Source organism: Paraburkholderia graminis C4D1M, assembly GCF_000172415.1.
GTDB classification, from domain to species: domain Bacteria; phylum Pseudomonadota; class Gammaproteobacteria; order Burkholderiales; family Burkholderiaceae; genus Paraburkholderia; species Paraburkholderia graminis.
In genome coordinates this window covers 301,117-314,693 of record NZ_ABLD01000001.1, presented here as the reverse complement: position 1 = coordinate 314,693, position 13,577 = coordinate 301,117, and the positions used below count along the sequence as shown (strand labels likewise).

General features: G+C 59.0%; 12 protein-coding genes. 10 read left to right on the top strand and 2 right to left on the bottom strand.

The features are described from left to right. The first annotated feature begins 46 nt into the window (after positions 1-46). The 10 genes from BGRAMDRAFT_RS01450 (at position 47) to BGRAMDRAFT_RS01400 (ending at position 11,109) form a co-directional block, all read left to right on the top strand. Complete coding sequence (locus tag BGRAMDRAFT_RS01450) at positions 47-364, top strand: hypothetical protein (protein WP_006046846.1); 318 nt, start codon at positions 47-49, stop codon at positions 362-364. 346 nt (positions 365-710) lie between these two features. Further along, complete coding sequence (locus BGRAMDRAFT_RS01440) at positions 711-941, top strand: hypothetical protein (RefSeq protein ID WP_006046844.1); 231 nt, start codon at positions 711-713, stop codon at positions 939-941. A 35-nt stretch (positions 942-976) separates the two neighbouring features. Further along, positions 977-2,638 (top strand): putative bifunctional diguanylate cyclase/phosphodiesterase, encoded by a 1,662-nt coding sequence (locus tag BGRAMDRAFT_RS01435; RefSeq protein WP_006046843.1) that lies wholly within the window; start codon positions 977-979, stop codon positions 2,636-2,638. A gap of 572 nt (positions 2,639-3,210) precedes the next feature. Next, the gene (gene phaP / locus BGRAMDRAFT_RS01430; RefSeq protein ID WP_006046842.1) at positions 3,211-3,705 is read left to right on the top strand and encodes a TIGR01841 family phasin; all 495 of its coding nucleotides are present in this window, start codon (positions 3,211-3,213) and stop codon (positions 3,703-3,705) included. A 246-nt stretch (positions 3,706-3,951) separates the two neighbouring features. Then, positions 3,952-4,473: a hypothetical protein gene (locus tag BGRAMDRAFT_RS01425; RefSeq protein WP_006046841.1), complete on the top strand. Its 522-nt coding sequence runs from the start codon at positions 3,952-3,954 to the stop codon at positions 4,471-4,473. A gap of 405 nt (positions 4,474-4,878) precedes the next feature. Beyond that, the gene (locus BGRAMDRAFT_RS01420; protein ID WP_232292203.1) at positions 4,879-6,543 is read left to right on the top strand and encodes a GAF domain-containing sensor histidine kinase; all 1,665 of its coding nucleotides are present in this window, start codon (positions 4,879-4,881) and stop codon (positions 6,541-6,543) included. A 601-nt stretch (positions 6,544-7,144) separates the two neighbouring features. After that, a complete protein-coding gene (locus tag BGRAMDRAFT_RS01415) occupies positions 7,145-7,570 on the top strand; it encodes a response regulator (RefSeq protein ID WP_232292202.1) in 426 nt (141 codons plus the stop codon). A gap of 550 nt (positions 7,571-8,120) precedes the next feature. Continuing rightward, the gene (locus BGRAMDRAFT_RS33170; RefSeq protein ID WP_052303179.1) at positions 8,121-8,987 is read left to right on the top strand and encodes a CBS domain-containing protein; all 867 of its coding nucleotides are present in this window, start codon (positions 8,121-8,123) and stop codon (positions 8,985-8,987) included. Positions 8,988-9,487: 500 nt separating this feature from the next. Further along, a complete protein-coding gene (locus tag BGRAMDRAFT_RS01405) occupies positions 9,488-10,549 on the top strand; it encodes a DMT family transporter (RefSeq protein ID WP_006046836.1) in 1,062 nt (353 codons plus the stop codon). A 281-nt stretch (positions 10,550-10,830) separates the two neighbouring features. Then, a complete protein-coding gene (locus BGRAMDRAFT_RS01400; RefSeq protein ID WP_044020060.1) occupies positions 10,831-11,109 on the top strand; it encodes a hypothetical protein in 279 nt (92 codons plus the stop codon). 136 nt (positions 11,110-11,245) lie between these two features. Here the strand turns inward: BGRAMDRAFT_RS01400 and BGRAMDRAFT_RS01395 are convergent, their stop codons facing one another. Continuing rightward, on the bottom strand, positions 11,246-11,674 hold the full coding sequence (locus BGRAMDRAFT_RS01395; protein WP_006046834.1) for a DUF934 domain-containing protein: 429 nt from the start codon (positions 11,672-11,674) through the stop codon (positions 11,246-11,248). Beyond that, positions 11,671-13,446: a nitrite/sulfite reductase gene (locus BGRAMDRAFT_RS01390; protein ID WP_006046833.1), complete on the bottom strand. Its 1,776-nt coding sequence runs from the start codon at positions 13,444-13,446 to the stop codon at positions 11,671-11,673. Before BGRAMDRAFT_RS01390 ends, BGRAMDRAFT_RS01395 begins: the two co-directional genes overlap by 4 nt. Between the last annotated feature and the right edge of the window lie 131 nt (positions 13,447-13,577).

The window sequence follows — 13,577 nt, the reverse complement described above, 5'->3', positions numbered from 1 at the left end:
CGGATTTCCGTAACGGCGAACAGGCACTTTTTTCGGGAGCGAGACGATGGATATGCGTGTCCATGAACCGGTCAGCCATCCGATGCCGGAAATTGCGGCGTTTGTGGCGCAGATGAAATCAGCGTTCGGCGAGCAGGAAATCAACGAGGCGATTCGCCGGGGCAAGGCTGGCGAGCCGACGTTCTACGCCGCCGAAAACGGTCATACCGTTGGGACAGCGAGTCCACTCACCGCAAATGCATGGCGAGTCACGGAAGTCATTCGGGCACGCCACTATTGCGCAGGCTGCCACGGTGGATGCCTCAACCAGGCGGTGTCCTGCAAACTGTGGCAGCAGCGAGAAGCGGCCAAGGAGAAATCGTGAGAAAACTTGGAGTTGCGTTACTGGCCGTGGCGTTCGCGCCGGCGGCTTTTGGGGCTGGCACCTATTCGGAAGTGTGGAATCCGCCTGAGGCACGCGCGACTGCCCCGCACCGGGTGGGTACCGCACAAAGGCTCGCAGTACGACGCCACGTGGCCTTGCACGCGAAGAAGGTGCGTTCGCCGCGCGAGTTAGCAACTGCTCCACGGCTCGTGGCGAAGCAAGGCAATGCGCAAAAAACCTTGCGCAGGGACGAACCGGACATGTCCGAGATTCCGCGGCAAACCACTCCGGAAGGCAACGTGCTTCGCGTGAGAGGCCACGCGGCATCCGCTCACGTCGTCCGCTAATGCAATCACAGAAGTACCGCGGCTATGACGTATGGGGTCATGCCATCGTTCAAGAAAACGACGGCGTCCATCGGCCAGCTCGTTATGCAGCGAGCGGGACCATCACCCGTGGCGGCAATGGCGGCAAGCTAATTCAGGCATCGGGCGTTCTGGGCGATTTTGAAAGTGAGGAGGACGCTCAGCTTGCGGGGCTGGAATGGGCCCGCGCCTGGGTCGACGCACATGACTGAGCTCACCACTTGGTCTGCGTTTCTACAAAACGTCAATGCACGAGATGGAGTCGCACGTTCGGCTTGTGTTCTACTCCTATAGCCCGGACTTCCAGCACTTCCATCACGTGAGTGCGGGGGTTGAGCGTGTGTTCGGCATCACCGCTGAACAGCTTGCCACCACGCCTTCAGCGTGGCTCGAACTGGTGTGCGCCGTGGACGTCGGTCCTCTTCGTGCGGAGATGCATCGCATCGCGTCTGAAGGCGTCGAGGGCCGCTTCGAGTACCGCATCCGGCGCCCGGACGGTTGCCTGCGTTGGATTAGAAGCACGGCATACCCGGTGCGCGATGAAACGGGAGCCGTTGTCCGCATTGTTGGCGTGAGCGAGGACATCACGGTCGAGCAGGAACGGCTGGCAGCGCTCGACCGGCTCGCTCACACTGACGGGTTGACGGGCTTAGCTAACCGCAGCGCACTTGTTCGGCAGATGAAGACGCTTTGCAGTTGCGACGCCGCATTCGCTCTGATGTTCATTGACCTCGACCGCTTTAAAGTCCTTAACGACACTTTGGGGCATACGGCCGCTGACCGTCTGTTGAAGAACATCGCCGAAACCATCCAGGCAGCGCTTCCTGATGATGCATGTGTTGCGCGCCTCGGAGGCGACGAGTTTGCCGTCATCCTTAACGGCGAAGCAGACAAGGGGAGACTGGCGACGTTGGCGCGCACTCTGCTCAGCGCGTTTTCGAGCGGTGTCCCAGCGGACAGCGCCGACCCATTTGTCACGGCATCTATTGGCATATCGGTTTACCCCGAGAACGGACGAGACCACGAATCGCTGCTGACAAGCGCTGACATCGCAATGTACGCGGCAAAAAAAGGAGGCCGTAACGGCTTCAGGTTTGCCGGTAAAGCGTCGAGCGACGTGCTCGGTGATTTCGAACTTGAGCGAGTTCTGCCTCTAGCCCTGGCGTCCGGCCAATTTGTCCTCCATTTCCAGGGTATTCACCAGCCGACGTCTTTGGCGATGACGGGCGTTGAGGCGCTTATTCGATGGAACCATCCGGCGCGAGGCATGGTGCGGCCCGCCAGTTTCATTCCTATACTCGAAGAAAGCGGATTTATTGTCGAGGTTGGCGCATGGGTGATGGATGCTGCTCTCGCGCAGCTGGCCTACTGGCGAAACGCAGGCGAAAAGGACCTTCGCATGTCGGTGAACGTGTCAGCGCGCCAACTCAGGGATAACACCCTCGTGGCCATCGTCGACGAAGCATTGCGCAAGCATCAATTGCCGCCGCGCTGCCTTGAAATCGAATTGACGGAAAGCGCACTGATGGAAAATACTTCCCTCGCACAAGAGACGCTCATAGCGCTCAAGCGCCTTGGCGTACGCATCGCCATCGATGACTTTGGAACGGGCTACTCCAGCCTCGGCTATTTAGCTGACTTTTCGCCCGATACGGTGAAGATTGACCGCTCGTTCACCGCAAGGCTTGGTCGCGACGCGGCAGCCGCTGCGATAGTCCGCGGCATTATTCAGATGTCGCACGAACTAGGCATGAAGGTGACAGCCGAAGGCGTCGAGACAAGCAAACAGCTGCAAACCCTGCGTGAGGCGAGTTGTGACTTTGCTCAGGGGTATCTCCTGACAAAGCCCGCGAGCGCTGAGAGCCTCATGCTCGCGTGTCGCTCCGTGACTACAGGACACGACGCATAGTCTGCCCTCGTGGCTGTTTCCGATGGCCGCGACTTACTAGTCAAGAGTTGATTTACCGGCGTAACGCCGTGCAATCGGCAATGAACACCGAGTATGCGGACCAGGCCGCAACTCCGCGAGACTGACGCAACTCTGCTGGCGCCTGTTCGAAGCGTATCAGCGTCAGCACTCGAATGAGACGGAGCAGGCGCGGCTTAATGCCTTCGAGTCCCGGTAGCCGACTTTCCCCTGTCGATGCGACCGCACGCGTTGGCAAGGCAATCAATAGGACCAATCGGTTGACGGAGCCGGAAAGCCGCAGCAGTCGTCCACTGCCCGCCGTTACTCGCCGTCAGGACGGAGGTGGCTTCTGGGTTATCGTCGCGTCCCCGCTCGCACAACTCAGACGTTTGTCCGACCGAGCGCCCTCCACACCCGCGGTATCGCGAAATTCATTGACTTCGCGGCATTGCCCCGTACAATGAATTTTGTTGCAGCGCAGCATTTGCCTTACTCCCCCTCGTGGCGTGCGGGTCTGGTTCTGTTTGGACCCCCCGTCCTTCTGCCGCCTGCCTTACCCTTACGGAGCAGTGATGAGCACTCTTATTCCCCAACAACTAGTTACCGCCCAGCAATCCAGCCTGGAAACACTTTTTGGTCTAACGAGCAAGGTGTTCGAAGGTTTCGAAAAGCTGGTCGCGTTGAATCTGCAGGTTAGTAAAGCGGCTATCGTCCAAAACCACGAAAATGTCACTAAAGCCATGTCGGGCGGCAACCCGGGTGAGCTGCTCGCACGGCAAGCGAGTCTTTCCCAGCCCGCGGCGGAAAAGGCGGTCGCCTACGGTCGTCAGGTTCACGAAATCCTAGTCGGAGTCCAGAGCGAAATCTCAGCCGCCGCTACAGCGCAGGGCCAGCAGTTCCAGCGGGAGGCACAAGGGTTCGTCGAAAACCTCACGAAGAATGCCCCGGCAGGAAGTGAATCGGCCATTGCAGCATGGAGCTCGGCCTTCTCCACAGCTAGCACCGTCTATGAATCGGCCAACAAGGCGGCAAAGCAGTTCGTGTCGAAAGTTTCCACCGTTCAGTAAGCGTCCTCGTCTCTCTCGCGGACCTTATACGTCTATAAATGCGAACTCCGGTTCGCATTTCTGCTTTACGAAAGGCGTGTCCTGAAGCGACGAATGCTGTGCAGGTTTTCGCTAGCGGAGTGCCATGCTCCGCGAGCACATATTGACCGAGATGCGACACGTTCCAGGCGATGACGCGCTGGCGCACGAGGTGTCGCGCCGGAACACGGCGCGTCTCGCTAGCGACGAAATGAACGGACAATTGCAATGGACGACCGATTTGATAGACGGGAACTGCTGCTTCATCTTGGCGATATTCTCGAAGCATTGAACTGTTTAGCCCAGATGGGCCGCCCCGACGCTATGGTGGTGCAGCTCGCGCAGAGAGAAAACTCTTTGCAGGACCTCGAGTTCCTCAGGGCGCTGCCGTCAAGAATGACGGTCGCGGAATTTACTAAACGGGTCACCAGCGCATTCTGCGTGTGGCCAAGGGAGCTGCTTGAGGTGGAGCTCAACCGGGACGCACTGGCGTCAACGGTACAGCTCAACCTTTTTGACGGTGACCCTCACGGCTGGAAGGCGTATGTCAGCCATGTCCAGAACAAAGTGAAATGGTTCGGGACCGGGCTTTCGAATATTAAAGAGGGCGCTCGCGCCGAACCGTCGCACGATGCCACCCATGCGGCGAGTCCGGTCCAGGCACCGGATACGGCCGTGTCGCCCGTGGAGGCGGATGTGCGCAATGAAAAAAGAGGTTGGCCTTGGCCCGAGCCGAGGCCTAAGTCGTGACGCTTGCAGCTGTTGCTACGAGGAATCCGTCAATAAGCGGCAGATAGGCAGGGCCTTGCCCGTCCCTCGCATCGGACGACGTTTAACTTCAGTACTCCTGTCAGCACAGGCCCTAATCGGCGGACGCAGTGACAAGAGATAAGCAGTTGTAGCGTTTCCCGACAGTCTTTCGCCAGCGTTTTCGAGGCATATCGCTTCGGACGGTGTCTGGCGCCTCAGCTTACCTCCAAACAAGGCGCCGACGCAGGAGCGGAGCCCCATCCCCAACGTGCTCCAGAATCACGCGGACGATACCGACGCCAAGTTTCGCCCCACCAGCTTTCGCGGCCACGCCGCCCAGAACGGCCAACGAAATCGAAGTGGAAACGACGATGGCCGGTACCATTCTCGGCGCTGACAATGCTAATGTCCGCCAGTCTCGTGTTTGCACTGCCTTGCTTGTCGTGCGTTCCGAATTTTTCAACCATTGTCGCGCTAGCCCGATTCAAGCCTCGCCCGTCGATTCCTGACGTCGTCACTTTCGCCTTCTGCTGGAGCGTCGAGTGGCTGAACCGTACTGCCATAAAGAAAGCAATCGCTGACCGTATCGAAACGAGAAACACCGCCCACACGACGGTCTGGTATCCGCGCGTGAAGCTGCATGCCGGCAGCGGCAATCGGCACGATTCCCTTCACGGCGTTCGAAAGAAAGGAAAGCATGCGATTGACCGCTTCACCTCGGCACTGCTCGGCCACGCTTGCGTTTCCCGGCAAGTGCGGCTGGTGAGACATAATGGGGTAAGCAGCCGGGCTTGCCATCAATGCAAGCTGGTATCTCTGACCGGAGGACTCATGCCCAGTGCTGAAGCGTCGACCGAGTCGCCCCAGTCGATAGCCCGTGACATAGCGTTGATATCGCGCATCGGAGCAGTGCCTTCGATGCTCAAGATGATTTGCGATGAGACCGGAATGGGTTTCTCCGCTGTCGCTCGGGTAACTGACCTCAGTTGGACCGCTTGCGCGGTCCAGGACAATATCGGTTTTGGGCTGAAGCCTGGCGAGCAACTCGAGTTGCACAGCACGTTGTGCTGTGAGTCGCGTGTTGCTCGCACCCCAATCATCATCGACGATTTCAGCCTTGATGCTACCTATCGGGACCATCACACGTCGAAGATATACAAATTGCGGAGTTATATCTCCGTGCCCATCATCACACCGGGTGGCAGTTACTTCGGGAATCTGTGCGCCATCGACCCAAGTCCGGCGCGCGTTTCCGAGCCGCGAGTCGTCAGGATGTTCGAGGTCTTCGCTACCCTGATTGCCATGCAGATTGACAGCGAACAGCGACAGTCATCGACTGAGGCGCAACTGACCACCGAGCGGGAGACGGGTACATTGCGCGAACAGTTTATCGCCGTGCTAGGGCACGACTTGCGCAATCCTCTCTCAGCGGTTAATGCAACGGCCGAATATCTGGTTCGCCGCACTGACGACACGAGTCTGGTGAATGCAGGTAACCGGCTGAAGCGCACCGTATCGAGGATGGCGCGGCTTATCGATGACGTAATGGATTTTGCCAGGGGGCGGCTCGGGTCCGGAATGGCTGTTTCGATTCAGCCCGTTGACGACCTCGACGAGCGTCTGCGAGCAGTGGTTGAGGAGCTGAGACTCGCCAATCCATCGCGCGATATAGTCACTGACTTCGCGCTGACTGGACACGTCGATTGTGACCCATCCCGCATGCAGCAACTGCTATCGAATTTACTTGGAAACGCCTTGACACACGGCGCGGCGGACGAACCCGTCGTTGTTCGGGCGGCGACTCACGACAACCATATCTGTATCAGTGTGGCCAATCGCGGCGAGCCGATTCCGTCTGAAGTGCTGCTAAAAGTATTCGAGCCGTACTGGCGACCGCCGTCGAGTTCGCCGGGTGGAGGGCTCGGACTCGGTCTTTTCATTTGCAAAGAGATTGTCGAGGCGCATGGGGGCACTATTGAGGTTTGTTCGTCGGCTGGGGACGGCACCTGCTTTACGGCGCGGCTCCCCGTCCTGAAGTGCGGCGGTGGACGAACGACCATCCCCTCTTAGCAGACCCGGACCTCGCGACCAGAACGCAGTTCCATGTCCTCACGAGCGGCGTCCCGAGCAACGCCTCTTTGAGGTATGCCACTGCAGCACATGCGCACGGTGCACGCCCCCTTGAGTGACCAGCGGTGCGCCGCTCGAAGCGCCGCACCTTTACAGCACGAGGCACCATCGACAACGCGTTAGTCAGCGCAGCTGTGCAGCGGGACAGTTGCCCAAGCGCCTGCTGTGGGAATGAGTGCAGACGTGTCCGGCATTCCTCCCGACAGATGAGTCCCGAGGAACAGTGCTCCGCGTCACAACGCGAGAGACAATCTGAGCTCGAGCGCCGATGCAGTCGCGGCAATTAGCGGCTACAACGTTTGGGGCACGACATCCCCAGCAGGAAGACATGCAATGTCCGTCACTCGATGCAGTATGCGGAACATCGCCATGAACGGCGCGCTAGTCGAGGCTTCGGGTGTGCTCGCGCAGTTCGACACTGAACACGTCAGGGGCATCCTGCCGTGAGGTACCCGCCGGCGGCCGCTGGGCAATGCACCGGGTACGTTACTTGCGCGCTACCTCATACTTACAATTGGGTCTCCCTCTGATGTCTCTCATAATGCTTGTCGATGACGACGCGGAGAACCGATACGCCCTCAAAATGGCGTTTGAGAGCCGCGGGCATCATGTGCTCGTCGCAAACAACGGGCGGGACGCCTTGCGCAAAGCGTCGTCAATGCTTCCAGAACTAATTGTCACTGACCTGCAGATGCCCGAGATGGGCGGCGAAGAGCTCTGTCATCAATTGAAGCGCCGGCCGCCATTCGCCGCCGTCCCGGTAATCTTGCTGTCCGCCGTGCGAGAGCCGGCCTACACCGTCCGCAACTGGGCTGCGTATTTTCGCAAACCGGCTGTAATTGGACGGTTATTAAGTATGGCCGAGGCGTTCATAGCCGCGCGCGGTGGATACCGCCGGGCATTCCGCGCTTCCGAGTATCACGGAATGTCGCGCAGACAAGGCATCGACTCACGACGTTGGCCATGAGCGTTCAGAGCGCGGCTCGCCGCGAAGGAAAGCGCACTTACGATTCGGGCTTCACCTGTTGCCGGTTCGGCGCATTCCGTGGCTGGGTTTGCTGCAGCGTGCGCGTGTCGCTCAATGGCCACGTCCCAGGACGTTGGCGAAGGAAAAACCCTGGGAGGACGAAATAGGAATCCATAGCAAGCAAACAGCGGAACGCGCGCCAACGGCACCCGGGCCACAACAATTGGTGCGCCGATGCCCGGATATCATTTCGCATCGAAGCTGCCCCTCGCTTCGACTGTCTCAAGCAACATCGGTTTTATGAAAACCGCGACGGATGCTTCCGGCTAAGACGGCTTTCGGTTGTTAAGACTTTGAAAACGGTTAACGAAATAAGGTGATTTCTGCCTCCAAATAAGGAGTACGCTGAATTTTCCGGCCGCTCCAATGGCCGACTGCAATAGCTGTCGGCACGCCCGTCAGACGACGAACACTTCTTGCCCGCAGGTCCCCATCAAGCACCGGCTTCCATTGAAACGGACGCAGTGGCGTGCAGGACTCGTGTCGCACTATGCGCGCGCCTTGGCTCGCAACCAGCCACTCCTTCTTCGCCGAACCCATCCTCAATTGCATGAACGGCGGGCAGGCTTTTACGCGATTGACCTTCAATGAGGGGCGCATCATGTTAGTTAGAGAACGGATGAAAGAAGCGGTCTGCGTTAGACCGGACCAGACATTGGCCGCGGCAGCGCGCCTTCTTAAGCGGGAAAATATTGGGTGTCTTCCAGTGTGCCAGGACGACACGGTTCTTGGGATGATTACTGACCGCGACATTGCAATGCGCGGCGTGGCTGATGGTTTCGACTCAAACGTTATGAAAGTCAGCGACGTGATGTCGCTGGACGTCATTCATTGCAGCGAAGACGACTCAGTTGAGTCGGCAGTACTGACAATGCATGCGGCTCATGTACAAAGGCTCGCTGTTACGGACGGCGATGGACATCTGGTCGGCGTCATCTCCATGAGCGATGCGGAGGGTGGCGCCTCAGAACGCCGCCCATACGAAGTCGTCTTCTACAGGGAAGTTCTGGGAGATGCGGGAATGCCGCATCACAGTGAGCTAATGCGCGTTGCCGTGGCCCAAGGGACGAAGGAGGAGGCCGTGCAAGCAGCAATCGCCCAGTTTGAGAAAGCCCAGCATGTTTCGAGTTGGGCGGCGATTGCCAACGGATACGATGTCGTCACCATGTCAGTCGATGCAAACGGCAAGCACATCGAGGAGCTCGAGTGCAGCTCCGAGCGTGATGCTCGTATTCGCCCCCGCGCCAGAGCATTGTGGGAAGAGGCCGGTGCCCCCCAAGGGCGGGACGTGCAATTCTGGGAGCAGGCAGCAAACGAAGTCGATACGGACCGTCGGCCAGCGAATGATGCACATTAAAAACGCGGTGTTCGCAGGACGATTCAACACGCTCCGGTATGCCGCGGAGCGCTCTTGCGTGTTGAATTGCGGTAGAACCTGACCCGTGGGAAGGCTACTGGCGCGCACGGCAGGGCATCACTGCTGCCATGCGCCGGGCGGTCGGCATGACGCGGTAGTTTGAATGGGAAATTTGTCAGCAGACGCCGACACACCAATTCGGCTGTTTAACCAGCCTGGGTCGCGATAGTCGTTGCCGCCGAGCCGCTCAAGTACTTTCACGGCGCCGAACATGCCGGCGATTTCCAGCCTGCCTTGATGCGGCAAACGCGATTGAGAAGCCTTTGTTTTTCATGAATGGTGTGCCCCCATGGCATATCCTTCATATGCCGCGGGGGCCGTATACTCTCCTGCTGACACTTATAGGAGGGGTATCCGTCGGCGGTTGCGATGAATGACTACCTGCCGGCCAAGCGCCTACAATCTTTTTAGCCGAGCGGTCGCTCCAAGACATCTATTCCATGTTCACACGCCATAACGCCGCCTTCACTGCACTTCTGGCAGCCGCGCTCTTCGGCGCGACTACACCACTCGCCAAGACGCTGCTTGGCACGCTGTCGCCTTTCATGGTCGCAGGACTTTTCTACCTAGGCAGTGGCGTTGGTCTTGCCATCGGAATTCTTGTTCAGCGCCTGCGTCGCACGACTGCAGAACGCCGGAACGAAAACCAGATTCAGGTCGTTGAAGTACCTTGGCTTCTCGGCGCAATCGCAGCTGGCGGGGTCGCTGGGCCTGCGCTGCTGATGCTCGGTCTCACCACGACCTCCGCTGCAACCAGTTCTCTGGTCCTAAATCTTGAAGGTGTGTTCACGGCGGTAATCGCCTGGGTTGTGTTCCGCGAGAACGTGGACGTGCAGGTATTTCTTGGCATGGTTGCGATAGTGGCAGGCGGCGTTCTCCTTTCGTGGCAGCCTGGCGACACTCCGGTTTCGCTCGGCGCACTGCTCGTCGTCGCAGCGTGCGTGGCCTGGGCAGTCGACAACAATCTGACGCGGAAGGTGTCGGCGAACGACGCGATGGTCATCGCCTGCGTGAAAGGTCTTGTCGCCGGCCCCGTCAATGTGTGCATTGCGCTGCTTCTCGGCGCGCATCTGCCAGGCGTCGGAAAGATGGCTGCCGCCATGCTGACCGGCTTCGCTGGCTACGGCGTGAGCCTCGTTCTTTTTGTCGTCGCCCTTCGAAATCTCGGCACCGCCCGAACAGGTGCGTATTTTTCTGTGGCCCCAGTGTTCGGCGTCGCGTTATCGCTTTTCCTGTGGCCGGAGGTACCACCGCTGTCTTTCTGGACCGCGACCGTACTTATGGCTTTGGGAATCTGGCTTCATATCCGTGAGCGGCATGAGCATTCTCACACTCATGAGGCCCTGGACCATAACCATCGACACTGGCACGACGAGCACCATCAGCATGTGCATGGATTTAATTGGGACGGTGACGAGCCGCACACGCATCCTCATCAGCATGCGCCTATTACTCATACGCACGCCCACTTTCCCGACATCCATCATCGGCATACCCATTGATTTGCGGAGGACAATAGAAGCCTATTTGGGTCTTCTGTTGACGTGCGGCAGCATCAGCAGCGTCAGCAACTGGTGCTGGCAAAAGGTCACTCTAGGAACAACCAGTCGCCGGGCGAGTCCGATTACACCGCATGCGAGCACGACCGTTACCACTCCGACCTTGAACCGAAACAGTGCGACGGCTAACTCGCTCGCGTCACTTGTCTCTGCCCTTGTAGGCTCTACTGCGGTACGCGGTCCCAGTGGGCGAACTTATATTCTGACCAGCCGGGGGAAATGTTGTGGACAAAGCGGAATATGAAGGTGCAATCAATCGGTTGGTTGCTGCGGTAGAGCTGGTAGTAGCTGGTGCGTCGGAAGAGCAGAGACTGGATGCTCTCGGGATGTTGGCGTCCCTCCGGCTGCGGCGCGCACGCATCGCCGAGCAGGGTCTTCCACAAATCTCGGACGAGAACCTATTCAGGGAGACCGCGACTGCAGCACTCGCGATGGCGGGGCGCAAGGAGCTTCTCGCGGCATCCGCGCTTTTGGCCCAAGCGCAGACGCTTATTGAGGCCTAGCTAGTCTCGAGCCGGTTGTTAAAGCGTAGACGGTTCGTCGTCTTCCGTCTGAGTGTCGAAATATCGCCTTGCTTTTTCTTCCAACTTTTCCGGTGCGCTGAGGCCTCGCCGGCGCGGCAGTGGTTTTACGACACATTCAATCGGACGTTGAACCAGGGTTAAGCGCTCGCGCTGCGACAAGAGGCAGAGAATCTACGGTGACGTCGCGTTGATAGAAGCCAGAAAATTGCTCTAGGTGGCGGGCCGCCTCCGTCGGGTTGAGTCCGTCGTTGAGCACCGCGCTGGAGAAGCCGGTTCGCGCCATCTGCAGCAGTTGGTCGACCTGGACGTCACCCGTTGCCCGCAAATCTCCCGTGAAGCGTAGCCTACGGCGCAAGAGATACGCTTGGCTATATGCTCGGCCGTCGGTGAAATGCGGAAAATGCAGTTCAATTCGCTCCACGCCGGCGAGCTCGCCTGCTAGCGTCATGGGGTCCGCATCGTTGGGCAGCTTCAGAACGCTGGGTTGGCCGGCGTCTAGAGCCGCGCGCCTGTCGATGACTTGAAAGCGGGGAATATTGTTCACGCCAGCACCTCATCTTTGTTTCGAGCGCCATTAGCCGCCGCCTTGAAGGGGTCAAGGCCGACGCGACGCAACGTCTCGATGAAGCGTTCGTACCGCCCTTGTTCTTGGTGTTCCCGAAGGTCGCGATATGTGCCGAGGATGGCCTCGATTGCATCAGGAACTTCGGCAGCAGAAAACGACGGACCAATTACCTTGCCTGGCTGCGCGGTGCCGCTGGCCTGGCTCCCGTCGGCCCCACCCAACGTAATCTGGTACCACTCCTTCCCATCCTTGTCGACGCCCAGCACGCCGATATGCCCGCTATGGTGATGGCCGCAGGAGTTGATGCATCCGCTGATATGGACATCGATGTCACCGATGTCGTCGAGTTCGTCGATGTCTTGATACCGTTCGGCGAGGGCCTGCGCGACAGGAATCGAACGCGCATTGGCCAGCGCGCAAAAGTCTCCTCCCGGGCACGCGATGATGTCTGTCATCAAACCGATGTTTGTGCTGGCAAGACCGAGTGCGCTCGCAGCCTCCCACAGCGCGAATAGCTTGGACGCGGGCACCCAGGGTAGAACGATGTTCTGGCTGTGGGTGACCCGCGCCTCACCACCGGAGAAACGGTCTGCCAAGTCTGCCAGGCGCTCCAACTGCTCCGCCGAAGCGTCCCCTGGCGCGTGGCCCAGCCGTTTGAACGACAGCGTCACGATGCGCAGCGCCGGTTCCCTATGTGGCGCCACGTTCTGCCGCATCCAGCGCGCGAAACGGTCCGAGACGGCGGGTGCATCGGCTTGCGGACTCCAGGTAGTCTCGGTGACTGTCTCGGGCGGCACAAATGCGGCGGTCACACGGTCGAGTTCTGCTTGTGTGATGGTGTGCGGAGCGCCGTCAAGTTCGACGATTTGCCGGAACTCCTGCTCGACGTCGGCAACGTAGCGCTGCCCTTCCGCCTTTACCAGAATCTTGATGCGCGCCTTGTACTTGTTGTCGCGCCTGCCGTAGCGGTTATACACCCGCACGACCGCTTCAATGTAGTTCATGATTTGGTTCCATGGCAGGAACTCCCGCAGAACCGTCGCAATCATTGGCGTTCGGCCCATACCACCGCCGACCGAAACGCGGAATCCCAGGTCGCCCGAGCTGTTTCGCACCAGTCGGAGACCTACGTCGTGCCAGTCGGTCGCCGCTCGGTCATCGGTGGCTCCGGTGACTGCAATCTTGAATTTCCGCGGCAGATAGGCAAATTCAGGGTGCAGTGTTGTCCACTGCCGCATCAGCTCAGCGAAAGGCCGTGGGTCGGCAATTTCGTCAACGGCCACGCCAGCACGCTCGTCGCATGAAATGTTTCGGATGCAGTTTCCGCTCGTCTGAATGCCGTGCATGTCGACAGACGCCAGCAGGTCCATGACATCGGCAGCTTTGGCCAAGGGAATCCAGTTGAATTGGACGTTCGTCCGGGTGGTGAAGTGCGCGGTATTCGTTGGCAGCTGCGTCGAACCGAGCTTTGCCTGAGCTTCCATGGCGCTGCGGTACACAGATTCGGTCGGGGTATCGTATTCGCGTGCGATGCGGGCGAGAGCGCGCAATTGCGCGCTCGACAACTCACCATAAGGAACCGCCACACGCAGCATCGGGGCGTGCCTCTGCACGTACCATCCGTTCTGAAGTCTCAGCGGGCGAAAATCGTCTTCGCTCAGTTGCCCGCTTTGCCACCGCTTTAGCTGGTCGCGAAACTGCGCTGCACGGCTTTTGACGAAGGCTTTGTCGAACTCGGTATATCGATACATGGGTGATGAGCTTCTCCAGTCACGTCCTTCCAAACGCGCGCTTGGCGCGCGCGAGGTAAACAGCGACGGTAGATGCGTCAAGACCAACCCGGAAGGAGCAGTTGCCGACGATTTCTGCGTAGCAGTGGGCC